Genomic DNA, 23,847 nt, shown 5'->3' on the forward strand with positions numbered 1-23,847 from the left:
GAAAAACATGCGGCAACAGCAACAAAAAACCTTTATTAGTCACGATGGGTGTCAGCTATTTTATCGCTATTGGCCTGCTGTTGATAGTAATACAGATCTTTCTAAAGCAATTGTGCTTTTTCATCGAGGACATGAACATTCAGGGCGCATGGCACACTTGGCTGAGGAATTAGAACTACCTGATTATCAGATATTTTCTTGGGATGCCAGAGGTAATGGAAAATCGGAAGGTGAGCGTGGTGATGCACTTAATTTTGCAACGTTAATTAAAGATGCTAACTGTTTTATTGAGCATATCACACATGAATATGGTCTCCATCAAGAAGATATTGCCATTATTGCCCAAAGTGTTGGCGCTGTAATTGCATCAGCTTGGGTACATGATTATGTACCTAATATTCGAGCATTGATTTTAGGATCACCAGCATTTAGCGTTAAGCTATATGTGCCATTAGCTGTACCAGGTTTAAAGTTGCTGTATAACTTGAAAGGCAATTTTTTTGTTAATAGTTATGTTAAACCTAAATTGTTGACACATGATAGGGAGCGTGCGGAATCATTTACTCAAGATCCATTAATTACTCGACCAATATCGGTTCGATTACTTCTTGATTTATATGCAGTGTCCGATCGTATTGTTAAAGATGCAAATGCCATTAGGGTTCCAACACAGTTATTGGTCTCGGGTTCAGATTATGTGGTAAGGCGTAAACCACAAAAACAATTTTATGATAATTTAGGTACCGAACAAAAAGAGTTTCATATATTGCCTAATTTTTATCATGATACTTTTGGTGAAAAAGATCGAAAGTTTGCTATTGAGCGAGCAAGACGATTTATTGTTGGTTGTTTTGCCAATGAACTAAGTACCCCATCACTTGTTAATGCAGATCGAGTTGGTTATACAAGGCTAGAGGCCGACAATTTAACAATGCCACCATCGGGTTGGATTAAGCCATTATATTGGAAGTTTGTCAAATCCAATTTAAAATATGCAAGTAAACTCTCTGATGGAATTAAACTTGGTTTTGAGACGGGTTTTGATTCGGGTAGTACGCTTGATTATGTTTATCGAAATGAGCCATCAGGAACATCAAAACTAGGACGCTTTTTTGATTATATTTATTTACAATCTATAGGTTGGCGTGGAATTCGGCAACGTAAAGCACATCTTGAAGAATTATTAAAGCTGGCTATTAATAAACTTTATGAGCATAACCGCTCTGTTGATATTGTGGATATAGCGGCTGGGCACGGTCGATATATTTTAGAAACAGTTAATCAAATCGCCAATAAGCCTAATTCAGTATTACTACGAGATTATAGTGATATTAATGTACAAGAAGGTCGAGCATTAATAGAGGAAAAAGGCTTAGAGAATATAGCACGTTTTGAAAAAGGTGATGCTTTTAGTCGGGAGCAACTAGCTCAATTATCACCTAACCCCACTTTGGCTGTTGTATCTGGTTTGTATGAATTGTTTAGTGATAACCAGTTGCTACGTGATTCTCTATCAGGTCTTGCTGAGTCAATACCGGAAGGAGGATATTTAATTTATACCAATCAACCATGGCATCCACAATTAGAATTTATTGCAAGAGCATTAACATCACATCGTGATGGTCAATCTTGGATTATGCGAAGACGAACTCAACTTGAAATTGATCAGTTGGTTGCAGCTGCTGGTTTTAAAAAAATCACAATGCGTATTGATCAGTGGGGCATTTTTACCGTATCACTAGCGCAAAGAATTAAATAATTATTCATGGACAGAGTAAAACGACAATTTGATAAGCTAACTATTTATAAGTTAGTATGGTTAGTTAGCTTAACCATTTTCTTTTTTACTAGCTATAATTTTGCCAATTGGTTTACTGCTACACGAAGTGATGTAGGGCATATCGTTTTTGGATGGGAGCGTTCAATTCCTTTATGGCCTTGGACTATCGTACCTTATTGGTCGATAGATCTTATGTATGGGTTGGCAATTTTATTGGCTTATTCTTATCAAACTCTTAAAATTCTTTGTTTTAGACTTTTGTCCGCCCAGATTATTTGCATTATCTGTTTTTTGCTGTTTCCCCTCAAATTTTCTTTTGAACGTCCCATATTAGATGGATTATATGGGGGATTATTTGATATTTTGATGGGATTTGATAAACCATTTAATCAAGCTCCGTCGCTTCATGTCACGCTATTGGTTATTTTGTGGAAATTTTATGCTAGCTATTTTCGTAGTGGCTGGCGTTATATTTTGCATATTTGGTGTTTATTAATTGGAATATCGGTATTAACTACTTGGCAGCATCATTTTTTTGACATTCCAACAGGCGTTTGGGTTGGGTGTTTTTGTATTTGGCTATGGCCTGATCATACTCTATCACCAATAAAAAATTGCCAACGGCCTAAACAATATCTTTGGAGTAGCATCTATTTTTTACTGTTTTTATTATCGCTTTGTATTTCTATTTACTTTTATTCTTGGGCATTATGGTTATTATGGCTTTCAGGTGCGTTTTTATTGGTTTCAGTAAATTACTTATTATTTGGTGTGGCAGGTTTTCAAAAGCAGGTTAATGGTCATTTTAATCTGGCTACTACTATTTTATATCTGCCTTATTTTATCATTATGTGGGTTAATTCACGTTTGTGGACTTTTAAAAATAGGTCAGTAGATTTAATTTGTGATAATGTTTATTTGGGGAGAATACCATCCAATAATACATTGCAGACAAATCACTTTATTTCGATTGTTGATCTTTGTGCTGAACTACCAATAACTCAATTTAAAGGCTATTATCACCTGATTCCTGTATTGGATATGACTCCATTAACTATTAAACAGTGCCAACAAGTTGCTGAAATCATTGAACAGTATCACGAGCAAGGAAAGTTATTGGTCTGTTGCGCTTTGGGTTATTCACGTAGTGCCACAGCAATTATTGCTTGGTTATTATTGACGAAAAGAGTTCCAAGTTTAGATACAGCCATTGCTATGGTAAAAGCGCGTCGTAGAACCATCGTTATTTCAGCTAAACAACGTTTAATCTTATCGGATTGGTTATTACAAATAGACAAAGGAAGTTAGTATGTTAAGTTGTGATAATACAAAATCAACAAAAGCTGCCAATCAAACTACACTAGTGACGTTTTGTAGTTTGCTAGCGATAAGTCAGCAATTAAATGTTTTGTCGATATTACTCACTATAATTGCATTATGTTTTGGGATGATAGCAAGTTGGTGGATAGGATCTTTTTTGTTTACGATTTGTTGTCTTACAGCTTTTTTGTTTGGATTAATGAGCAAATATTATGCCTTGCGAATCGAATTCGATAAAAAACTGTTTGATTATTTAGTTATTAATGTTGATCGGTTACCTAACACACTTATTGAATTGGATGATGCATTACTACAATTTAGTTTAATCAAATCACGCCAACTATCAGTACGCTCAATTAGTGAACGTCAAAAAGGGACAATAAAACTATTTAAAAAACAAGTTATCTGGCTTGTTTTACAGATATTGCTGTTAATCGGAACATTAATCAGTGGCATTATTTATTTTAACTAGAAGATTCAACGTTAAAAATTATAAATTTAAGTAAGCGATAAACATACAATAAGGAGAAAATGGATGTCTAATTATCAACGCGATACTTTATTGTTATTTGTTGGTATTGGTGTGTTATTGGTTGTTGCATCAATAATTGGCTTACTATTAAAACGACGTTTTAAAAGCCCAAATAGTGTCATTGATAATCTTAATACTCGCATTAATGCATGGTGGATAATGGTCGCCATTATTGGTATCGCTTTTTTGTTAGGTAAATTGGCTGTAATTTTTCTATTTTTTGTGGCATCTGGTATTGCGCTTCGAGAGTTTTTAAGTTTAACGCCAGTTAATCGTTATGATTTTTATGCACTGATATTTGCTTATTTTATTGCTTTACCTTTGCAATTTATTTTTGTAGCTATGTCGTGGTATGGATTGTTTAGCATTTTTATTCCTGTTTATGGTTTTTTATTATTAGCCATTTTGGCGGCAATAACTGGCTCAACCGATAATTTTTTAGAACGAACGGCTGAAGTGCAGTGGGGACTAATGATTACAGTTTATAGCATTTCTTGCGTACCGGCATTATTAACATTGCCAATCGACCATTACCAAGATCGTAACCTTCTTTTGATTGCTTTTTTAGTTTTGGTTGTTGAACTTTCAGATGTGTTGCAATATGTGTTTGGAAAATTATTCGGCAAACACAAAATTAGCCCAAATTTATCGCCATCAAAAACGGTTGAAGGTTTTCTTTGTGGCGTATTATCAGCAAGTTTTGTTGGCGCTTGCCTATTTTGGATAACACCGTTTAGTTTTTTGCAAGCTGGATTAATTTCACTTATGCTCACCTTACTAGGTTTTTTGGGGGGCTTAGTTATGTCGGCCATCAAACGTGATAGAGGAATAAAAGATTGGGGAAATCTAATCGGTGGTCATGGTGGAGTGCTTGATCGTCTAGATTCTATCTGTTTCACTGCGCCCGTTTTTTTTCATGTTGTACGTTTTTTTTGGGTGTAGAATTTACATGATATTTAAATGGCCATAGTTTAAATAAATTATAAAAAATAAAATTATGTGAATGAATATAAAAATCTCCAGTAAAAAATGAGCAAAACAGTTTAATTTATGATATAAATACAAACATTGTATTAACATTAAGATATAGATAAGGACTTTATTATGTTAAAAGAGCAAATGGTAGTAAAAAATTCAACAGGCTTGCATGCACGTCCTGTTACAACTCTAGTTAAATTAGCTGGCCGTTATAAATCATCAATTGAGCTTGTTTATAATGATAAAGCAATTAAATTAAAAAGCATGATGGGTTTACTTGGTGCAGGTGTAAAAGGTGGCTCAACGGTTGAAATCATCTGTGATGGTGAAGATGAACAAGCAGCAATGGACGAAATCCGTGAGTTATTTGCTACTGGTTTTGGTGAATAATTGTTAAATTAGCTTAGCTAATCATCAATTTAAACACTTGATTCCGTCGACTTAGGTCGACGGAGTTGTATAAAAAGGCGTTAATTTTATACTTTGAGTAGACGTATTTCTTTAATTAGACCGTTAGTCTTTGATTATCGAATTTAGTTCTTTATGATCAATCGAAGGTAACATTCGTGTAAACCCTCTAGTAAGATAAAGTAAATAAAGAAAACCCATTGCTAACCAAACTAAACCAACAATCATCGCTGTCGCATCAAGGCTTGTCCATAACCATAATGACAGTAACACGCCAATTGCAGGTAGTAATCCATATTTAAATAGCATTGATGCTGTTTTTGAGCTTCCTTTTCCTAAATAGCTTTTAATCACACATAAATTGACGAAAGTAAAAGCCACTAATGCGCCAAAGCTTATCATTGAAACCACTAAACTAAGATCTAGTACTAATGACAGCAATGAAAAGCAAGCAACAAAGATTATCGATAAATAAGGTGTTCTAAAGCGTGGGTGAATTTTATAAAAAATCTGTTTAGGTAGCACTCCTTCACGCCCCATTGCATAAAAAATCCGTGATACACTGGTTTGTGCGGTCATAGCCGATGCAAAAACGCCAGTTATATAAGCAGCTTGGAAGAAGTTATACATAAATTCTCCGCCCAATGTACTAATATCACCAACACGACGAACTACGTCTAAACTTGCTGTATCTTTATTATTTACAAAATCTGTCCACTGAGGATAGGCTAAATGTGCACAATATGAAACAACTAAGAAGATACAACCAGCAATTAATACGGTACATATAATAGCTTTAGGTAATGATTTTTGTGCATCATTTGATTCTTCGGCAAGTGTTGCTATTGCATCAAAGCCTAAAAAAGCTAAACATAATATTGCTGCACCAGATAGCAATCCACTAAAATCATTTGTATCAACTAATAATGGTTTTAGCATTGTTTCTGGTGTCAAATGAACATTAGTCACTGTTAAAATGATAAATAATATGATGAACACCACTTGTAATAAATTCAAAGTAATGTTCACACAATTAATTAGTTTGATTCCAAGATAGTTTAATACACTGACCCCTAAAAGGGACGCCAATACAAAAACGTAAGCAGGAATAAAACAGAATCGATCGTGAAGATAAATACCTAAAACTAAATAATTTAATATTGGTAAAAATAGGTAATCAAGGATTTGCGCCCAACCCACCAAAAATCCAACTTTTCCACCAAAAGTACGTTGTACATAAGAATAAGCAGAACCAGCAATAGGTAGCTTATTTGCCATACGACAATAGCTTAATGCAGTGAAAAAAATCATGGCAAGGGTGATGATATAGGCTATAGGTAAGTGCCCATTACTGGCAACAGTTACTTCCCCATAAGTGGTAAAGATCCCCAAAGGAACCATATAAGCTAAACCAAATGCAATTAATGCAGGTGTGGTTAAAACTCGTTTCATTTTTATTGCGGACATGACTTTGCTCCTCTGTCCCAAAAAACAATAAAAAACTACTAAGTATAGTTTTGCCTTTTTTACCCGCTTAAAGCGGCAGGGAATTCTGCCATATTATGATAATTATGCAAGTTAATTTTTAGTAAAATGGTACTTAAACAAGCAAATTATAAGCTTTAAAGTGCTTTTAGAGTTATTTTAGCTCAATTTTATTTAGATTATCAGGTTATAGGATTACGCTTCCATTTGCATATTTGTGATCCAAATCTATTATTTATTAGACAAAATAAGTGTCAGTGCAAATAAATTATTGTATATTTTATCCACAATGTGCATGTAGAGTGAAAAATTGAGTTATTGCGAATCATCTATTATCAGTAAGAGGATCAATTTATGCAGTCAATCCCTGTTTTACCGGTTGATTTAACCGGTGATGTTGTTACTCAAAAATCAACAGTTATCCATTTAATGGTTGAAGCTAGCCAAGCTTATTTAATTAATATTAAAACCTTTTTTGACGATGTTATGGCGCATGAACAAGAAATGGAAACCGATGTGTTACCTGATATTGCTTTGCCACATGCAAAAAGTAGTGCTGTTAAAACGCCATTTATTGTTGTTGGGAAATATAGCGATGGCATCATTTGGAATAATGATAATAAAGTGAAGTTAATCGTGATGATTGGCGCGCCAGAACACGCCAATAAAGAGCACTTATCCATTATTGCTAAATTAGCATCGAATTTAGCTAATGATGATTTTGTCGAAGATCTGCTTAAAAGCGATATTCAATTTGTGGCAAATAAGATTAGAGGTTTATATGAGTAAAAAAAAAATTGTTGCGATTTGTGCGTGTACCGCAGGGATGGCGCATACTTATATTGCTAAGCAAAAAATTGAAAATGAAGCAAAAAAACGTGGTTGGGATTATAAAGTCGAAACACAAGGTGCCGCAGGTATTGAAAATTCATTAACCGAGCAAGATCTTAAAAGTGCTGATGTGATTTTATTAGCAACTGATATTTCAATTGAAAATGCTGATAGGCTTGAGCCTTATAAAAATGTCATAAAAGTGAGTACTGGTGAAGCGGTTAAAAATACTGTCAATATTTTTAATAATGCAGAAACTATGTCGACTAAAGTGGTTAAAGATAGTATAGGTAAAGAGATATTTAGATCGTTAAATACAGGTATCAGTAAGTTTTTACCCGTTATCATCGCATCAGGAATACTTTTTTCAATTGTTTTAATGACAGGCGATGTTACTAACGACACTATCTTACCAAGTAATCAATTTTTTATGGATTTAAAACAGGTTGCCTTATATGGCTTTGCCATGATGGTGCCTGTGCTCGCTGCTTATATGGCTTATTCCATTGGTGGTAATGCTGCTTTAGCTCCTGCATTTATTATGGGTTATGTGGTTAATAATCCAATTGGTTCTAACCAAGTCAGTACTGGATTTATTGGTGCAATGATTTTTGGTATTTTAATTGGCTATTTTGTTAAATGGTTCAAAACAGTTAAAGTTCATCCAGTAATAGCTTCAGTTATGCCTGTGATGATTATTCCAACTGTAACGATACTAGTGATGGCACCACTTTACATTTATGGGCTATCTTATCCGCTTGATTGGTTTGTTAAAGCTATGGTCGCAACGTTAAAAGGTATGTCTGAAGTCAATGCCGCATTCTTAGGTATTGGCATTGGTATATTAGCGGCGCTAGACATGGGAGGACCATGTAGTAAAGCGGCGACTGCATTTACCTTAGCGGCAATGGCTGAGAGGGTTTATGGTCCAAATGGCGTATTTCGTATGTGCTGTGCTATTCCACCATTAGGTTTAGCTATGTCATCATTGGTTGTGTCACGTTCAAAATATACCAAAGAAGAGAAAGAGTTCGGTATTACTGCTTTCTTTTTGTCATTAGCGGGCATTACCGAAGGTGCGATCCCTTTTGCGGCTAAAGATCCAAAGCGTGTTATTATAGCTATTGTTGTTGGCACTGCCATCGCAGGTATGCTAGGAATGATTAATGGGATTGAATCATTGGTAGCATTTGGCGGGTTAGTTGCATTAGGTGGGGTGACTAAAGCAGCCACGTGGTATGTCATTGATATGTTTATTGGTGCATTAATTATTGCTGCTATTTTACATTTAACTAAACCAACAGCAGTAGAAACTGAGGCAGTAGCTGAAGTTGACTAGAGGCTGAATAATGACTCATGCTACACCAATCGTGATTGGTGTAGCAATGCATTAATAAATAATTGAAGTTTAAACTATGCTTGCTGATAAACTATTTGACCGCCGACAATCGTTGTTAGTACCTTGACATTTTGTATATCCGTTGCTGGGATGGTAAATGGATTGCGATCTAAAATAATCAAATCAGCAAATTTACCTTTTTCAATTGACCCAATGTATTCATCTTGTTTTAGTACATAGGCGGCATTAATAGTAGCGCTACGTAATACTTCAATAGCGGTTAGATTACGATCACTGTTTAACCGAGGATGTTCGGCATCAATTTGTCTAGTCATTGCAATTTGGAAATCGTACCATTCATTTAATGGATCAATTGGCCAATCGCTACCAAAAGCGCATGTTACACCTGCATCAATATATTGCCCATGTGCTTCTAAACCGTTATAACGCTCTGGGCCAAATAGGGTTTGATATTGCTCAACCATTGCCGAACTGCATCCTGCCCATTGAAATGAAAAGACCACACAAGTATTCAATTGTTTATACCTTGCAAATTGATGTGCTGCACTTAATTCATTATGCGCAGTGCTTGGACGAATATCGGCATCAGGTAATGCCTTACGCATTTTTTCAATGGCATCAAGTACAACTTCAATAGCCCCTTCACCAACTGTATGCATATGCGGATGAAAACCAGCTTTTGCGGATTCAAGTATTAATGCATCTAACATCTCAATGGAATAATAAAGATCACCATAACGATCTTTTTCGTCGGCTAAATTATATGGTTTAAGCAAGCGAGCGGTCATTAAAGGTGCTTGCATTACGCCATCTACAAATAATTTAGTATGTGATATTTTAATGCCAGGCTTTGGTTGCCAGTTTTTGTCATCGTAACGTGCGGCGAACTGTTTGACTTTGTTCAGTAAAGTTGGAATTTCTTCTATTGAAGATACATCATCTGGCGGTAATTCACGTGCACCAAATAAGCGAATAGATAATTGGTCTTGCTGTTGTAGTTTTAAAAATGCATCGGCTTGGGTTTCGGTAATTCGAGCATCCATAACAGCAGTAACGCCTTGTTTATTTAGTTCTGCTTGCGATAACTTAGCAATGTTGACTGCTTGTTCATCGGTGAGCTTAGAAATGCTGTCAAACGCACGCATGGCAGGGGCATCTTCTAATATGCCATTTAATTCACCGTCATCAGTACGTCCAATCTTTCCATCAGTTGGTTCAGGTGTGTTTCTATCTAAACCAAATTTCTCCAAAGCAATGCTATTGGCAACTAAAGTATGGCAGTCATTTGAAAACAAAATCACAGGGCGTTTTGTATTAAGTCTATCGAGATCAAAGCGCGTAATATCTGTGCCAATTGGTAAAACCTCTTGCCGTAGCCAGCCACGAACTTGTAACCAATGAGTATTATCACCGATAGAATCTTTATCTAAATATTGTTGTATAATAGCTAATGTATCATCAATAGTTAAGCTTTGATAATTCAAATTACATGACGACAATTGCATACCTCCCCAAAAAGTATGCAAATGCGAATCAATGATACCTGGCATCATGGTTTTGCCTTGTAAATCGTAAACAATTGTATGATTATCGACATATTGACTATTATTTATTTGCTGTGTAGTCCCTGTTGCAATAATATAGCCGTTTGCAACAGCAATTGCCTGACAAACGGTGTCTTGTTTGTCGGCAGTGTAAATATAACCATTAATGTAAATAACATCAGCCTTAGCCATTATTTGTGATTCCTTAACATAGAGAGCAAAATGAAAGCTGAACGATAGCAGATTTATAAAAAATTTGTCAAATGTAATAATTTTCTTTATTGTGTGCCAAGGTTATGCTACAAATAAGTTATTTAGTTACAGCGTCACAAGGTGAGCCGATGAAATATCAACAACTAGAAAACCTTGAATGTGGTTGGAAGTGGCACTATTTAGTAAAAAGACATAAAGAAGGCGAATTAATTACTCGCTATATTGAAAAAAGCGCTGCAGAGCATGCTGTCAATGAGTTACTATTATTAGAACATAATCCAACGAAAGTTGTTGATTGGATAAAGGCACATTTAAATCCCGACTTAGATAATCGAATGAAGCAAACTATTCGGGCAAGACGAAAACGGCATTTTAATGCAGAACAACAAAATACACGAAAAAAGTCCATTGATTTAGAATTTTTAGTTTGGCAACGATTAGCAAATTTAGCCAAACGTCGTGGATGTACATTATCGCAAACTATTACACAATTAATTGAAGATGCCGAGCAGAAAGATCAATATGCAACAAAAGTATCGACAATTAAAGATGATTTACTATCGCTTCTTGATGTTAAGCTTGATAGTAAATAATATAAACAACAGAATAAAAAGGTTTTATTATGGGAAAATCCCTTGTTATTGTGGAATCACCAGCCAAAGCAAAAACGATTAATAAATATCTTGGCAAAGATTTCGTGGTTAAATCAAGTGTCGGTCATATTCGTGATCTGCCCGTGAGTGGTAGCAGCCAACGAGCTGAAAAAAACACAAAAGATACAAAAAACAAAGTAGAGAAAAAAGTTAAACGTTCTGAAAAGCAAGCTTTAGTTGATCGTATGAGTGTTGATCCATACAACGGTTGGAAAGCGCATTACGAAATTTTACCGGGCAAAGAAAGGGTGGTTTCTGAACTTAAAAAATTGGCTAAAGACGCTGATATGATCTATCTCGCAACCGACTTGGATAGAGAAGGAGAGGCAATAGCTTGGCATCTTAAAGATGTCATTGGTGGCGATGAGAGTAAATACCGTCGTGTTGTTTTTAACGAAATCACCAAAACAGCGATTAAAAACGCTTTTAATGAACCATCAATGCTTGATATGGATCGAGTCAATGCTCAACAAGCACGCCGATTTATGGATCGGGTTGTGGGCTTTATGTTATCACCACTACTTTGGAAAAAGGTTGCACGTGGATTATCAGCTGGTCGTGTTCAGTCTGTTGCTGTGCGTTTAGTGGTTGAACGTGAGCGCGAAATCCATGCCTTTATTCCTGAAGAGTATTGGGATCTTTATGCTGATTTAACGACTGCTCAAAAAGAACAATTAACATTACAGGTCACCAATTACAAAGACAAAGCGTTCGAACCAAAAGATAAAGTTGCGATTGATATAGCCTTAGCTGAGCTTAATAAAAACCAATATCATGTAACAAACATTGAGCAAAAACCAACCAAAAGTAATCCGACTGCACCGTTTATTACTTCGACTTTGCAACAAGCAGCTAGCACGCGTTTAGGCTTTGGTGTTAAAAAGACAATGACATTAGCTCAGCGATTGTACGAAGCCGGTTACATTACTTATATGCGTACTGACTCGACCAATTTAAGTCAGGATGCATTGACAATGGTACGCGATTATATTGGTAAGAATTTTGGTGATAAATATCTACCAACGTCAGCCAATGTATATAGCAGCAAAAAGAATTCTCAAGAGGCACATGAGGCTATCCGTCCATCTGATGTCACCATTCTTGCCGAAAAAATTAGTGATATTGATGCTGATGCTTGTAAATTATATCAATTAATTTGGCGACAATTTGTGGCATGTCAAATGACATCGGCTGAATATAACTCAACTACCATTACAGTCCAATCTGGCGATTTTACCTTAAAAGCAAAAGGTCGTACATTGCGCTTTGATGGTTGGACTAAAGTGCAACCGCAACTGGCGAAAAGTAATGAAGATAAAATATTACCGCCGTTATCAGTCAACGACAAACTCGATTTAATCAACTTAAATCCAAATCAACACTTTACCAAACCACCTGCTAGGTATAACGAAGCGTCACTGGTTAAAGAGCTTGAAAAACGTGAAATTGGTCGCCCATCGACTTATGCAACCATTATTTCGACAATTCAAGATCGCGGCTATGTGCGTTTGGAAAATCGTCGCTTTTATGCAGAAAAAATTGGTGAAATTGTTACTGATAGACTCAGCGAAAACTTCAATGATCTGATGAGTTATGATTTTACCGCACGTATGGAACATGCATTGGATGAAATTGCCCATAAAAAACAAGAATGGCGAGAAGTACTTGACCAGTTTTTTAGTGATTTTAGTCAGCATCTTGAGGTTGCCGAACAAGCGCCTGATAAAGGTGGTATGCAACTAAATCCATTAGTGTTAACGCCTGAAATTAAATGCCCTAATTGTAGTCGTGAAATGGGTATTAAAACTGCTGGTACAGGTGTATTTTTAGCATGTTCAGGCTATGCGTTACCGCCTAAAGAACGTTGCAAACAAACCATCAACTTAATTCCGGAGCACGAAACTTTAAACATTTTAGAAGAAGCTGAAACAGCCGAAACTGATGCTTTAAGAGCACGTAAACGCTGTCCAAAATGCCATACAGCCATGGATAGTTATTTGCTTGATAACGAACGTAAATTACACATATGTGGTAATAACCCAATTTGTGATGGTTCATTAATTGAAAAAGGTAACTTTAAAGTAAAAAGTTACGAAGGACCAATTATCGAATGTGAAAAATGTGGCTCAGAAATGCATTTAAAATCAGGGCGATTTGGTTTATATATGGGCTGTACTAATCCTGATTGTAAAAATACACGTAAGATCTTAAAAAATGGTGATGTTGCACCCCCTAAAGAAGATCCGGTTGATTTACCAGAACTGCAATGTAGTAAATCTGATGCACATTTTGTATTGCGTGATGGTGCCGCAGGTATCTTTTTGGCAGCACATAATTTTCCAAAATCAAGAGAAACACGTGCACCGTTGATTGAAGAGTTACAACGCTTTAAAGATCGCTTGCCCGAGAAATTTGTTTATTTAACCGAGGCACCAAGTAAAGATCCTGATGGTAATCCATCCATTGTTCGTTTTAGCCGTAAAAGCAAACAACAATATGTCACCTCTGAAGTTAATGGTAAATCGACTGGTTGGGTGATGCAATACGTAGATGGCAAATGGATTAATAGTAAAAAATAGGTAATAGCAACTAAACTTTTGTTAAAAAGTTTCAGGAAAGCATATGTTTTAGTATAAAAATAGTTATTATTGTTTGTGCTAGACAGTAAAAAGACTTACCTTACCAATTCTCCCTTTTGAGATGTGATTAAAAGGGAGAAAAGCATACAGTTAAAGGAGCCTTTGTTTGTCATGAAATTGCAACAATTACGTTATATTGTTGAAGTCGTGAATAACGACCTCAATGTATCGTTAACATCCGAAAAACTGTATACATCTCAGCCAGGCATTAGCAAGCAAATAAAATTATTAGAAGATGAGCTTGGCATTCAGATATTTACCCGAGTAGGTAAGCACCTTTCAGAAGTGACACCAGTTGGTGAAAAAATCATTGCTCTTTCTCGAGAAATCCTCAATAAGTCCAACGATATTAAAATTATTGCTAAAGAGTTTTGCCAACCAAATCAAGGCTCATTAACGATTACCACAACTTATACTCAAGCACGTTATGCCTTGCCTGTTGTGATCCAGCAGTTTATGCAGCAATATCCAAGTATTACTTTGCATATGGAGCAAGGATCATCATCACAGTGCATATCTCAGGCACAAGCAGGGCAGGCCGAATTGGCTATCGTGACCGATATTTCACAGCTTAGTGATGATATGATTGCCTTACCTTGCTATCACTGGAACCAAGCAGTGATTGTGATGAAAGATCACCCACTTGCTAAAAGCAGATTAATTTCAATTGAAGAACTTTCCAAATTTCCGTTAGTTAGTTATGATTTTTCTAACGATGGATCCGATTTAAATCAAGCTTTTTTGCGAGCTCGTCAGTCGCCTAATATTGTTTTTAGTACAACAGATGCAGAGTTAATTAAAACCTATGTTAAGTTGGGAGTCGGCGTTGGCATTGTCGCAAAAATGGCGGTGAGTAATACTTCAGATGATGATTTTGTTGTATTGAATGCTGGTCATATATTCCCTTATAGCACAACCTATGTTGTTTTTGCTCGTTCGTTATTTTTACGCAGTTATATGTATGATTTTATTAAGCAGTTTTCGCCAAATTTAGATCGACAAACCGTCGACAAACTGATGTTGTGTGAAAATAATACCGAAGTATTAGCAATGTTTAATGGGGTAAAATTGCCTGTTTGCTAAGCCAATTTATTTTTTATCATAATAAAAAGATGTAAAGCAAAGTGCGATATGATTCGCACTTTGATTATTTTATTATTTATGCCTTGCTTTTAAAATGCCAATCACATCTTGTAATGACAGATTTTGATCTTGGAGCAGAACTAATAAATGATAAACCAAATCCGCAGATTCATTTTTTAACTCTTCTCGATCATGAACTGTCGCAGCAAGAGCGGTTTCAACGCCTTCTTCTCCCACTTTTTGCGCAATTCGTTTTGTGCCATCATGATATAGTTTTGCCGTATACGATGACTTAGGATCGGCATTTTTACGTGCTGCAATTAATTGCTCTAAGTCAAACAAAAATCCCCATTCGCTTTTAGCATTAGCAAAGCAACTATTTGTGCCGGTATGGCAAGTTGGACCAACTGGATTAACTAAAATCAGTAACGTATCATTATCGCAATCAGCCGAAATATTCATGACATTTAAAAAGTTGCCAGAAGTTTCACCTTTGGTCCAAAGGCGCTGCTTAGTTCGTGAATAAAAAGTGACTTTACCGCTACTTTGTGTTTGAGCTAATGCATCTTGATTCATATAACCCAGCATTAGTACATCGCCAGAAACATAATGCTGAATAATGACCGGCATTAAATGATCTACTTTTTGCCAATTAAGTTGCTGTAAATCTAATTTTATATCGCTATTTTGAGTTAACATAATCGAATTTCTACTCCATTGTGAGCTAAATACTGTTTAAGTTCGCTAATATTGATAATTTGTTTATGAAACACCGAGGCTGCTAATGCACCATCAACATTGGCTTCTTTAAAGGCTTGCAAAAAATGATCCACGGTGCCAGCACCGCCTGAAGCAATAAGTGGTACATGACAAACCTCACGAATTGCTTTTAGTTGATCAAGATCATAGCCATTACGTACACCATCTTGATTCATCATGTTTAATACAATTTCGCCGGCACCACGTTTTTGAACCTCTTTTACCCAATCAAGTGTGTTCCATTTTGTGGCAACGGTGCGTTTTTCATCACCAGTAAATTGATAAACGTGATAATTGTTTGATTCTTTGTCATACCAAGTATCAATGCCAACAACAATACACTGCACACCATAACGATCTGCAAGCCTTGTAATTAAAGAAGGGTCAGCAAGTGCAGGGGAGTTAATTGAAATTTTATCAGCACCAAAGGTTAATATTTGCCCTGCATCATCAATCGTTTTAATGCCGCCAGCCACACAAAACGGAATATCGATCACTTCGGCAACTTTAGCCACCCAGCTTTTATCCACCACACGACCGTCAGATGAAGCAGTAATATCATAAAAAACGAGCTCATCGGCACCTTCTTGTGCATAGCGCTTTGCTAAAGGGACAATATCTCCAATAATTTCGTGATTTCGAAATTGCACACCTTTAACCACTTGACCATTACGAACATCTAAACAAGGAATTATCCTTTTTGCCAGCATGAAATTGCCTCCTGAACAGTAAATTTACCTTCGAGTAAAGCTCGCCCTACAATTACGCCTGCAACGCCACTATTGGCAAGTGCTTTAACATCGTCTAATTGACCTATACCGCCAGATGCTTGAAAAGCAATTTGTGGGTATTTTTGACTAATTTCTTGGTACAACTTAATATTCGAACCGCTGAGCGTGCCGTCTTTCGAAATATCAGTACAAAGCACATGTTTCAACCCATAAGGTAGGTAATCCTCAATCACTTGTTCTAATGTCTGTTTTGAGTCTTCTTGCCAACCATGAATCGCCACATATTTATTGCCTTTAGTATCAATGCGCACATCCAGTGCTAATACCAATTTTTCAGCACCGTATTTTTTAAACCATTGTTTAACTATTTCTGGTTGCTTGATGGCGGTTGACCCAATTACCACGCGAGCAGCACCGGCTGATAATAATGATTGTATATCTTTCTCAGTGCGAATTCCGCCTCCAACTTGGATAGGAACTTGTACGCCATTAATCAACGTTTGTATTAACGAAATTTGACGAGCATTAGGATCTTTTGCGCCGGTTAAATCTACCAAGTGCAACAGCTTAGCACCTTGCTTTTCATAGTCTTGTAAGCGCAAAAGTGGATGATTGCCATAATCACGTTTTTGCTCATAATCGCCTTGGTGCAATCGCACCACGCTACCATCAATTAAATCAAGCGCAGGGATAATCATTGGATAAACTGCCATTGTTACATCTCCAAAAAGTTTTTGAGCAATTTTGCACCGGCTGAGCCAGAACGCTCGGGATGAAATTGCACGCCGTAAAAGTTTTCTTTTTGTACGGCTGCGGTAAAGCTTTCGCCGTAATTGGTTTCTGCTATTGTTGCTGAGCATAGTGGCATCGCGTATCCATGTACAAAGTAAAAATAAGCACCATCAGGAATATCTCTAAATAGATGATGACCTGCTTTTGGGTAGACTTGATTCCAACCCATATGGGGTAGTGGTAATCCACAATCAGGAATTTCAATCACTTTTTCATTAATTATACCAAGTGTATGCACATGTCCTTCATTACTATAATCAGCTAAAAGTTGCATACCAAGGCAGATCCCTAATACTGGTTGAGTACAAACTTTTATCAGTTCAATTAAATTGCGCTCTTTTAACTTTTGCATTGCAGATGAAGCCGATCCGACACCCGGTAAAAATAACTTGTCTGAATTCAATACCACATCAGGATCAAGACTAATAATAGGCTGATAGCCAAGCCTTTCTATTGCATATTTCACCGATGAAAGATTTGCGCAACCAGTATCTAAAATGACAATATTCATTTATAGCACTCCTTTTGAGCTAGGAAGTCGATCACTTTCAATTTTTATTGCTTGTTTTAAAGTACGAGCGAAAGCTTTAAACAGACTTTCTACTTTATGATGATCATTATCACCTGTGGTTTCAATATGCAAGGTGATTGCCATTGCATAGCTGATTGAATAAAAAAAGTGCTCAACCATTTGTGTACTCATATCGCCTACTTTCTGATGGGAAAAATGAGCCGAAAATTTAAGATAAGGACGGCCTGAAATATCCATTGCACATTTTGCTAAACATTCGTCCATCGGAATTACTGATGCATAGCGAGTAATGCCGCGTTTATCGCCGAGTGCTATTTTTAACGCCTCGCCTAAGGCTAGTCCTGTATCTTCGATGGTATGGTGATCATCAATATGCAAATCACCATCGACTTGAACATTGAGCTTAATTCCGCCGTGAGTAGCAATTTGGTCAAGCATATGATCAAAAAAACCGATCCCTGTATTGATGCTACCCCCTCCTTGGCGATCAAGCCATACTTCTACTAAAATCTTGGTTTCTTTAGTATTACGCTCAACTTTTGCATAGCGATCTGTGGTGGTTAACCGCTGAGCGATTTCGTGCCAATTTAAAATTTCAGGATGATATCGTAACCCTTTGATTTGCATATTTTCCGCCAACTGAATATCAGTGACCCTGTCACCAATAACGTAGCTATTTTGTTTGTCCAATTTACCACTAGTAAGATAAGGTAACACTAATTGGATTTTAGGTTTACGGCATTCACAGTTATCCTCGGGAAAGTGAGGGCAAATTAGCACATCTTCAAAATTAATGCCTTGCGATTTAAAAATCTGCATCATTAGATTATGCGGTCCATCAAAATCTACTTGTGGGTAGCTTTTAGTACCTAGTCCATCTTGATTGGTCACCATTACCAATTTATAGCCAGCAGCTTGCAATTTAAGAAGCGCAGGGATCACATTCGGTTCAAAAGCCAGCTTATCAAAACGATCAACTTGAAAGTCAACTGGAGGTTCTGTAATTAATGTGCCATCTCGATCAATAAATAAGTATTTTTGTAACATTTTTGCTCCTATTTTATTGCTTTAAGCGCCGAAAGAACTGCCTCGCACTCTGCTTGAGTACCAATGGTGATTCGAATCATATTGTTTTCCCCAATCGACTTGCTTTGATCGCGTAAAATAATCCCTTTATTCCATAAGATATTAAACACGTCCTTATTATCTTGAAACTTCACACATAAATAGTTGGAAGAACTCGGATAAATTTTTTCAACAACTGATAACTGTGCTAGCGAGCTGGCAAATTTTTCTTTTTGTTTGTTCAAATTGATTACATGTAACTTCATGGTATTAATGCCATCTTTACTCAGCGCTTGTGCTGCAATATCGGCCACGGGCGTAGCGAGTGGATAGGGGGCAATGACTTTTTGTAATGCATCAATCACTGGTTTATTTGCGATCGTAAAGCCACAACGAAGTCCTGCTAAAGCAAACGCTTTTGATAGTGTCCGTAACACCACTAAATTAGGGTAGTTAGCAAGCCAACTCACCACCGTTGAGTCGGGGGAAAACTCAATATAAGCCTCATCAATCACCACTAAAGCACGATTGTTGGCAATATTGAGCAACGCCTTGATATCCTCAGGATCAATTAAGTTACCTGTTGGATTATTTGGTGAACAGACATAAATCAGTTTAACGCTATCAAGATGCTGCTCAATACCTTCAAGATCAAGCTGCCAATCGGCTTTGGTTGGGACTGTTTTGATTTTGACGCCTAACGTTTCAGCACTTACTTGATACATGCCATAAGTTGGTGGGCAGTACAAAATGCAGTCTTTTTCAGGCTCGCAAAATGCACGCATTAATAATTCAATAGCTTCATCAGCGCCACGGCTAACAATTAATTGATCGGGTTGTACACCAGCATATTGCGCATAACGCTGAATCACCTTTTCTGGTTGTGGCTCAGGGTAACGGTTTAAGGTTTGTTCGGTCAATTCAAAATGTGGTGCGACGGGGTATTCGTTCGCATTTAGCCACACATCGCCTTGTCCACCAATCCGACGAGCAGATTGATAAGGTGTTAATTGCTGAACATTTTTTCTAACTAATTTATTGATATCCATTTTAGTCACCTATTTTTGACTCATTGAATTTAAAACGGCAAGGCGAAGGCTAACCGCTTGTTTATGAGCGGTGAGTTGTTCTGCCTCGGCCATTAACTCAACTGCATGCCCAATGGTTTTTAAGCCTGTTGGTGATAATTTTTGCACGGTCATCCTTTTTTGAAAATCCGCTAAGCCAAGGCTAGAATAAGTTGCGGTATAGCCATAAGTTGGCAGAACATGATTCGTTCCCGAAGCATAATCACCAGCTGATTCTGGCGACCAATCGCCTAAAAAGATTGAGCCAGCACTAGTAATTTGTTCGACTAACGCATCGGCATTGGCGGTTTGGATAATTAAATGTTCAGGTCCATAACGATTACTAATTGCCACACATTCATCCAAGTCTTTAGTCACAATCAGGCGACTTTCTTTTAATGCCTGTTCGGCAATAGCCTGACGTGATAGCATACTTAATTGCTTATCCACTTCCTGTGAAACAGCTTGCGCAATCGCTTCATCTGGTGTTAATAACACCACTTGCGAATCAGGACCGTGTTCAGCTTGTGAAAGTAAATCAGCGGCAACAAAAGCCGGATTAGCTGAACTATCGGCAATCACCAGCACTTCAGATGGGCCTGCAGGCATATCAATCGCAGCGCCATCAAGTCGCTGGCTAATTTGTCGTTTAGCCTCGGTAACATAGGCATTGCCCGGACCAAAGATCTTATCCACTTTAGGAACAGACTCGGTGCCTAGTGCCATTGCGCTAATCGCTTGTGCACCACCTAATTGATATACTTCGCTGACACCACACAAGTCTGCTGCATATAAAATCTCGTCAGCAATAGGTGGAGGTGAACATAAAATCACCTGACGACAACCAGCAATTTTAGCGGGTATTGCAAGCATTAATACCGTTGATAACAAAGGCGCTGATCCTCCCGGAATATAAAGCCCAACCGAATCAATTGGTCGAGTAACTAGCTGACATTCTACCCCCGGCATTGTTTCAAGCTTAATGGTTTGTTTTACTTGAGCTTGGTGGAACTTTTCGATATTCGCAACTGCCAATTGCATTGCTTGCTTTAATTCAGGTTTAACGCGGTTTGCGGCTGTGTTGATTTCTTGTTTTGTGAGTTTGAACTGCTGAATTTGGACTTTATCAAATTTGCTACTTAGCGCTTTTAACGCCTTATCACCATCTTGTTTAACTTGTACCAAAATATCTGCAACAGCTTGGCTAATTGAATCAGAGGCTGTAATCGCTGGACGCGTTAATAGTGCTGCTTGTTGTTCATTTGTACATTGTTGCCAATAAGAGAGTTTCATATTATTACTCCATCATTTTTTCAATTGGTAATACAAGAATTGAGCTTGCACCTAACGCTTTTAGGTTTTCCATCGTTTCCCAAAAAAGCGATTCACTGCTTACCATATGTAGTGCAACCCGATTTTGCTCGCCAGTTAAAGGCAAAATGGTAGGATTTTCAGCGCCGGGTAATAGTGCAACAATATCATCTAACACCTCGGTAGGGGCGTGGAGCATAATATATTTTGATTCACGAGCTTGAATAACCCCTTGAATACGCGTCATGATTTTATCGATTAACGCCTGTTTTATTGGTGACATGTCACCTTGACGTTGAATTAAGCAGGCTTTTGATTTATAGATAACTTCGATCTCTTTCAGTCCATTGGCCTCAAGTGTTGCACCGCTAGATACTAAATCACAAATTACATCAGCCAGCCCAGCACGTGGTGCAACTTCGACCGAACCATTAAGTAAGCAGGTTTTAAAGGTAACATTATATTGTGCAAGATAACGGCGGAGCAGATGAGGGTAAGTGGTGGCAATACGCAGGTCATTTAAACACTCAGGACCAGAGTACTCAAAATCACGCGGGGCGGCGATCGACAACCGACATCCACCAAAATCAAGCGCGCGCAGTTTTATAAATTGTGGATCTTCGCCTTCGGCTTGCCTATCTAATACTTCTTCTTCTAAAACATTTTCGCCTACAATCCCAATATCAACAACGCCATCAATAACCAGCCCAGGGATATCATCATCACGAACGCGCAAGATATCGATGGGCATATTTTCTGCAAAAGCAATTAACCGTTGTTCTTGCAGATTAATCTTAATGCCACATTGGGCAAGTAGCTTTTTTGACTCATCACTTAAGCGACCTGACTTTTGCATTGCAATGCGTAAACGCGAATTATCCAACATATCTTTCTCCAAAGTTATCTAAAAATTTATAAACCACAAACAAAAAACAAAAAACCCTCGGAAGTTTGATCTTCCGAGGGTTCTCTGCTTGCTTTTGCGACATCACCGGAAGACCAAAGTCTTCCAGCACCAATCGCCCGAAGACTATTCAGGAATGATGGTGATGATGATGTGTACTAATAGCATTAGTAATAAAAACGCAAAAACAATTCATAAAAATAAAAAACCTTTAACTGAGTTGATAATTAAAGCTACTGAACAAAATATAACAGAATTTGTCTATTCGCAACTAGTTTTTTATTTAAAATAGTCAGCGTGATTAGCTTAATAACTTCAAAACAGCCGTACAGCTACACAATTTTGACGTCTAATTTAATTTATGTTATTTATATTCAATAAATTATATATAGAATATTGAAAGGCTTAATCATCATGTTACACCCTTATTACCATAATATTGACGTATACCCTTTTTTATGGGCGCTAATGTTTCCCTTTTTCTATTTGGTTTATCTGCTTTCTACTATTATTGTTTATACTAAATTAAATAAAAAAGTAAAAATCGGCTTTATGATTATAGTGGGTGCGTGGTTGGTATACATTTTTCCCCCAACTGATATTCATTTTTTCTTGTTTTCGTTAACTGGAGCGCTCTTTCCAGTTGGTCTTCGTTATTGCCAAATGCACAAAAAACACTACCAAGGCATAAAACAAAAGTTAAATCTTGCCGTTGTTTATGTTGTATTACCCTTATTGGCAACCTTTTTTTGGCCGATTTATCTTGGAATGCCGATGCTTATTGAATACTGGAACAGCCGTCCAAGTAGCGAATGCAAGCAAAATGGACGTTTGATTTCACTGGCGAATGATGCGGTTTATCGTCTTTATCCCCAACATAGTCGGGGTAATGAATTTTGGGTAAATATGACAGATGTTTCAACTAAAGAGTTTTGTGACAAATTTTCAGCAACAGAATCTAAGCCCGTTGTTGAACTGTCATATTCCTTAAAAAAAATGTGCAGGCATCCTGAAACGCCGAATCAAAAAGCATACTGCGATAACGTAAAACAAGGTGGGATCTTATTATCAGATGTCACAATCAAAGCAACTAGCAATATGGCCCCTAGTCATCGAATATGGCCAGATTTACAAACAAAACTAAACGAAGACTTAAACAAGCAACTAACACAAGGCAACACCGACTTAGCGCCACTTGATTATCATCATCTTAAAAACTACAAAGAGTTTGATGATGGCGTTGCTTTATATGTTTCTTATGATCGAAATAAATACAACAAAATCTATAATATAATCGTAAACAATCCGAATTGGCTCCATCCACAAACAGAGCCTTTTACTCTTTATTGTAATCTTAATTATGAAGGTAACCAATATTGTCGTGCTGTCTACCTATATCAAAAAAATGCGTATATTGATTACACCTACGATTTAACCGAAACACAAAAAGATGAATTCACAATTCAACCCCAAAACTACAGTCAGTCCTACATGGACAAACAAATAGCCGCAGCCCAAAAAGCCCATCAAATTGTCACATCAATTTTTGAGGAAATGCGAATAGAACAATAAAGGTAATAGTTTCGGACGTCGCTATTTTGAACACTAAACTACAAACGTCCGAAACCGCTGCATCTAATCCACTATAACCACCACAAACAAAAAAAGCTTTATTTTTATCCAAAAATCGGTCAGAAAAGGTATTGATTTTATTAAAGTTTTTGTTTGGTTGTTCCTAGATTACACCATGAAGTGCAATTTTTCTTAGCTCCTTTGAATAAAAGGAGGCAGGGCTTTTAAACTTATGCCGTTTTCTTGGGCGTGTGTTCAATAGATATTGTATTTTCTTTATCTGTTCGT

At 37.1% G+C, this 23,847-nt stretch carries 21 protein-coding genes and 1 other annotated feature; of the genes, 11 read left to right on the plus strand and 10 right to left on the minus strand.

The annotated features are described in order from the left end of the window. The first annotated feature begins 7 nt into the window (after positions 1-7). From GQ598_RS04155 to GQ598_RS04175, 5 genes are all read left to right on the plus strand, one after another. Positions 8-1,759 carry a bifunctional alpha/beta hydrolase/class I SAM-dependent methyltransferase gene (locus GQ598_RS04155; protein ID WP_160402480.1) on the plus strand — a complete coding sequence of 584 codons (1,752 nt, stop codon included), beginning with the start codon at positions 8-10 and terminating at the stop codon, positions 1,757-1,759. 6 nt (positions 1,760-1,765) lie between these two features. Continuing rightward, on the plus strand, positions 1,766-3,088 hold the full coding sequence (locus GQ598_RS04160; RefSeq protein WP_160402481.1) for a phosphatase PAP2/dual specificity phosphatase family protein: 1,323 nt from the start codon (positions 1,766-1,768) through the stop codon (positions 3,086-3,088). 1 nt (position 3,089) lies between these two features. Next, on the plus strand, positions 3,090-3,572 hold the full coding sequence (locus GQ598_RS04165; protein ID WP_160402482.1) for a hypothetical protein: 483 nt from the start codon (positions 3,090-3,092) through the stop codon (positions 3,570-3,572). A gap of 63 nt (positions 3,573-3,635) precedes the next feature. After that, positions 3,636-4,574 (plus strand): phosphatidate cytidylyltransferase, encoded by a 939-nt coding sequence (locus GQ598_RS04170; protein WP_160402483.1) that lies wholly within the window; start codon positions 3,636-3,638, stop codon positions 4,572-4,574. A gap of 162 nt (positions 4,575-4,736) precedes the next feature. Beyond that, positions 4,737-5,000, plus strand: coding sequence for an HPr family phosphocarrier protein (locus GQ598_RS04175; RefSeq protein ID WP_034913021.1), 264 nt, complete (start codon positions 4,737-4,739; stop codon positions 4,998-5,000). Positions 5,001-5,123: 123 nt separating this feature from the next. On the opposite strand, the gene GQ598_RS04180 is transcribed toward GQ598_RS04175, so the two are convergent. Beyond that, positions 5,124-6,485 (minus strand): APC family permease, encoded by a 1,362-nt coding sequence (locus GQ598_RS04180; protein WP_160402484.1) that lies wholly within the window; start codon positions 6,483-6,485, stop codon positions 5,124-5,126. Between the two features lie 372 nt (positions 6,486-6,857). Between GQ598_RS04180 and GQ598_RS04185 the strand changes: the two genes are divergently transcribed. Together GQ598_RS04185 and GQ598_RS04190 are read left to right on the plus strand one after the other, a co-directional pair. Beyond that, positions 6,858-7,292, plus strand: a complete 435-nt coding sequence (locus tag GQ598_RS04185; protein WP_160402485.1) for a PTS sugar transporter subunit IIA — start codon at positions 6,858-6,860, stop codon at positions 7,290-7,292. Next, positions 7,285-8,673: a PTS fructose transporter subunit IIC gene (locus GQ598_RS04190; RefSeq protein ID WP_160402486.1), complete on the plus strand. Its 1,389-nt coding sequence runs from the start codon at positions 7,285-7,287 to the stop codon at positions 8,671-8,673. The genes GQ598_RS04185 and GQ598_RS04190 overlap by 8 nt, the downstream gene beginning before the upstream one ends. A gap of 74 nt (positions 8,674-8,747) precedes the next feature. On the opposite strand, the gene GQ598_RS04195 is transcribed toward GQ598_RS04190, so the two are convergent. Beyond that, positions 8,748-10,430, minus strand: coding sequence for an amidohydrolase (locus GQ598_RS04195; protein WP_160402487.1), 1,683 nt, complete (start codon positions 10,428-10,430; stop codon positions 8,748-8,750). Between the two features lie 149 nt (positions 10,431-10,579). On the opposite strand from GQ598_RS04195, the gene matP reads away from it, so the two are divergent. From matP to cysB, 3 genes are all read left to right on the plus strand, one after another. Then, entirely contained in the window at positions 10,580-11,044 is a 465-nt protein-coding gene (gene matP, locus GQ598_RS04200; RefSeq protein ID WP_091347147.1) for a macrodomain Ter protein MatP, read from the plus strand. Positions 11,045-11,073: 29 nt separating this feature from the next. Next, a complete protein-coding gene (gene topA / locus GQ598_RS04205) occupies positions 11,074-13,683 on the plus strand; it encodes a type I DNA topoisomerase (RefSeq protein WP_160402488.1) in 2,610 nt (869 codons plus the stop codon). A gap of 171 nt (positions 13,684-13,854) precedes the next feature. Then, the gene (gene cysB, locus GQ598_RS04210; RefSeq protein WP_160402489.1) at positions 13,855-14,826 is read left to right on the plus strand and encodes an HTH-type transcriptional regulator CysB; all 972 of its coding nucleotides are present in this window, start codon (positions 13,855-13,857) and stop codon (positions 14,824-14,826) included. Between the two features lie 72 nt (positions 14,827-14,898). Here cysB and hisIE read toward each other — a convergent pair whose 3' ends face one another. The 8 genes from hisIE to hisG are packed head-to-tail and all read right to left on the minus strand — an operon-like array spanning position 14,899 to position 21,969. After that, positions 14,899-15,525, minus strand: a complete 627-nt coding sequence (hisIE, locus tag GQ598_RS04215; protein ID WP_160402490.1) for a bifunctional phosphoribosyl-AMP cyclohydrolase/phosphoribosyl-ATP diphosphatase HisIE — start codon at positions 15,523-15,525, stop codon at positions 14,899-14,901. Then, complete coding sequence (hisF, locus tag GQ598_RS04220) at positions 15,519-16,295, minus strand: imidazole glycerol phosphate synthase subunit HisF (protein ID WP_160402491.1); 777 nt, start codon at positions 16,293-16,295, stop codon at positions 15,519-15,521. The genes hisIE and hisF overlap by 7 nt, the downstream gene beginning before the upstream one ends. After that, positions 16,277-17,014, minus strand: coding sequence for a 1-(5-phosphoribosyl)-5-[(5-phosphoribosylamino)methylideneamino]imidazole-4-carboxamide isomerase (gene hisA / locus GQ598_RS04225; RefSeq protein ID WP_160402499.1), 738 nt, complete (start codon positions 17,012-17,014; stop codon positions 16,277-16,279). The genes hisF and hisA overlap by 19 nt, the downstream gene beginning before the upstream one ends. A 17-nt stretch (positions 17,015-17,031) precedes the next feature. Then, positions 17,032-17,619, minus strand: a complete 588-nt coding sequence (gene hisH / locus GQ598_RS04230; RefSeq protein WP_160402492.1) for an imidazole glycerol phosphate synthase subunit HisH — start codon at positions 17,617-17,619, stop codon at positions 17,032-17,034. Continuing rightward, positions 17,620-18,687: a bifunctional histidinol-phosphatase/imidazoleglycerol-phosphate dehydratase HisB gene (gene hisB, locus GQ598_RS04235; protein WP_160402493.1), complete on the minus strand. Its 1,068-nt coding sequence runs from the start codon at positions 18,685-18,687 to the stop codon at positions 17,620-17,622. Positions 18,688-18,695: 8 nt separating this feature from the next. Beyond that, positions 18,696-19,754 (minus strand): histidinol-phosphate transaminase, encoded by a 1,059-nt coding sequence (hisC, locus tag GQ598_RS04240; protein ID WP_160402494.1) that lies wholly within the window; start codon positions 19,752-19,754, stop codon positions 18,696-18,698. A gap of 9 nt (positions 19,755-19,763) precedes the next feature. Beyond that, a complete protein-coding gene (gene hisD / locus GQ598_RS04245) occupies positions 19,764-21,065 on the minus strand; it encodes a histidinol dehydrogenase (protein ID WP_160402495.1) in 1,302 nt (433 codons plus the stop codon). A gap of 4 nt (positions 21,066-21,069) precedes the next feature. After that, entirely contained in the window at positions 21,070-21,969 is a 900-nt protein-coding gene (gene hisG, locus GQ598_RS04250) for an ATP phosphoribosyltransferase (RefSeq protein WP_091347130.1), read from the minus strand. Positions 21,970-22,014: 45 nt separating this feature from the next. After that, positions 22,015-22,139, minus strand: a sequence feature (His leader region). Between the two features lie 262 nt (positions 22,140-22,401). On the opposite strand from hisG, the gene GQ598_RS04255 reads away from it, so the two are divergent. Then, positions 22,402-23,559 (plus strand): acyltransferase, encoded by a 1,158-nt coding sequence (locus GQ598_RS04255; protein ID WP_160402496.1) that lies wholly within the window; start codon positions 22,402-22,404, stop codon positions 23,557-23,559. The last annotated feature ends 288 nt before the right edge of the window (positions 23,560-23,847 follow it).

Source organism: Gilliamella sp. Pas-s95, from assembly GCF_009795795.1.
GTDB classification, from domain to species: Bacteria; Pseudomonadota; Gammaproteobacteria; order Enterobacterales; family Orbaceae; genus Gilliamella; species Gilliamella bombicola.

Excerpts from the sequence above, each read along its gene's own strand:
- GQ598_RS04155 (WP_160402480.1), top strand. The coding sequence starts at position 8 with ATGCGGCAACAGCAACAAAAAACCTTTATTAGTCACGATGGGTGTCAG.
- GQ598_RS04160 (WP_160402481.1), top strand. The coding sequence starts at position 1,766 with ATGGACAGAGTAAAACGACAATTTGATAAGCTAACTATTTATAAGTTA.
- GQ598_RS04165 (WP_160402482.1), top strand. The coding sequence starts at position 3,090 with ATGTTAAGTTGTGATAATACAAAATCAACAAAAGCTGCCAATCAAACT.
- GQ598_RS04170 (WP_160402483.1), top strand. The coding sequence starts at position 3,636 with ATGTCTAATTATCAACGCGATACTTTATTGTTATTTGTTGGTATTGGT.
- GQ598_RS04175 (WP_034913021.1), top strand. The coding sequence starts at position 4,737 with ATGTTAAAAGAGCAAATGGTAGTAAAAAATTCAACAGGCTTGCATGCA.
- GQ598_RS04180 (WP_160402484.1), bottom strand. The coding sequence starts at position 6,485 with ATGTCCGCAATAAAAATGAAACGAGTTTTAACCACACCTGCATTAATT.
- GQ598_RS04185 (WP_160402485.1), top strand. The coding sequence starts at position 6,858 with ATGCAGTCAATCCCTGTTTTACCGGTTGATTTAACCGGTGATGTTGTT.
- GQ598_RS04190 (WP_160402486.1), top strand. The coding sequence starts at position 7,285 with ATGAGTAAAAAAAAAATTGTTGCGATTTGTGCGTGTACCGCAGGGATG.
- GQ598_RS04195 (WP_160402487.1), bottom strand. The coding sequence starts at position 10,430 with ATGGCTAAGGCTGATGTTATTTACATTAATGGTTATATTTACACTGCC.
- matP (WP_091347147.1), top strand. The coding sequence starts at position 10,580 with ATGAAATATCAACAACTAGAAAACCTTGAATGTGGTTGGAAGTGGCAC.
- topA (WP_160402488.1), top strand. The coding sequence starts at position 11,074 with ATGGGAAAATCCCTTGTTATTGTGGAATCACCAGCCAAAGCAAAAACG.
- cysB (WP_160402489.1), top strand. The coding sequence starts at position 13,855 with ATGAAATTGCAACAATTACGTTATATTGTTGAAGTCGTGAATAACGAC.
- hisIE (WP_160402490.1), bottom strand. The coding sequence starts at position 15,525 with ATGTTAACTCAAAATAGCGATATAAAATTAGATTTACAGCAACTTAAT.
- hisF (WP_160402491.1), bottom strand. The coding sequence starts at position 16,295 with ATGCTGGCAAAAAGGATAATTCCTTGTTTAGATGTTCGTAATGGTCAA.
- hisA (WP_160402499.1), bottom strand. The coding sequence starts at position 17,014 with ATGATTATCCCTGCGCTTGATTTAATTGATGGTAGCGTGGTGCGATTG.
- hisH (WP_160402492.1), bottom strand. The coding sequence starts at position 17,619 with ATGAATATTGTCATTTTAGATACTGGTTGCGCAAATCTTTCATCGGTG.
- hisB (WP_160402493.1), bottom strand. The coding sequence starts at position 18,687 with ATGTTACAAAAATACTTATTTATTGATCGAGATGGCACATTAATTACA.
- hisC (WP_160402494.1), bottom strand. The coding sequence starts at position 19,754 with ATGGATATCAATAAATTAGTTAGAAAAAATGTTCAGCAATTAACACCT.
- hisD (WP_160402495.1), bottom strand. The coding sequence starts at position 21,065 with ATGAAACTCTCTTATTGGCAACAATGTACAAATGAACAACAAGCAGCA.
- hisG (WP_091347130.1), bottom strand. The coding sequence starts at position 21,969 with ATGTTGGATAATTCGCGTTTACGCATTGCAATGCAAAAGTCAGGTCGC.
- GQ598_RS04255 (WP_160402496.1), top strand. The coding sequence starts at position 22,402 with ATGTTACACCCTTATTACCATAATATTGACGTATACCCTTTTTTATGG.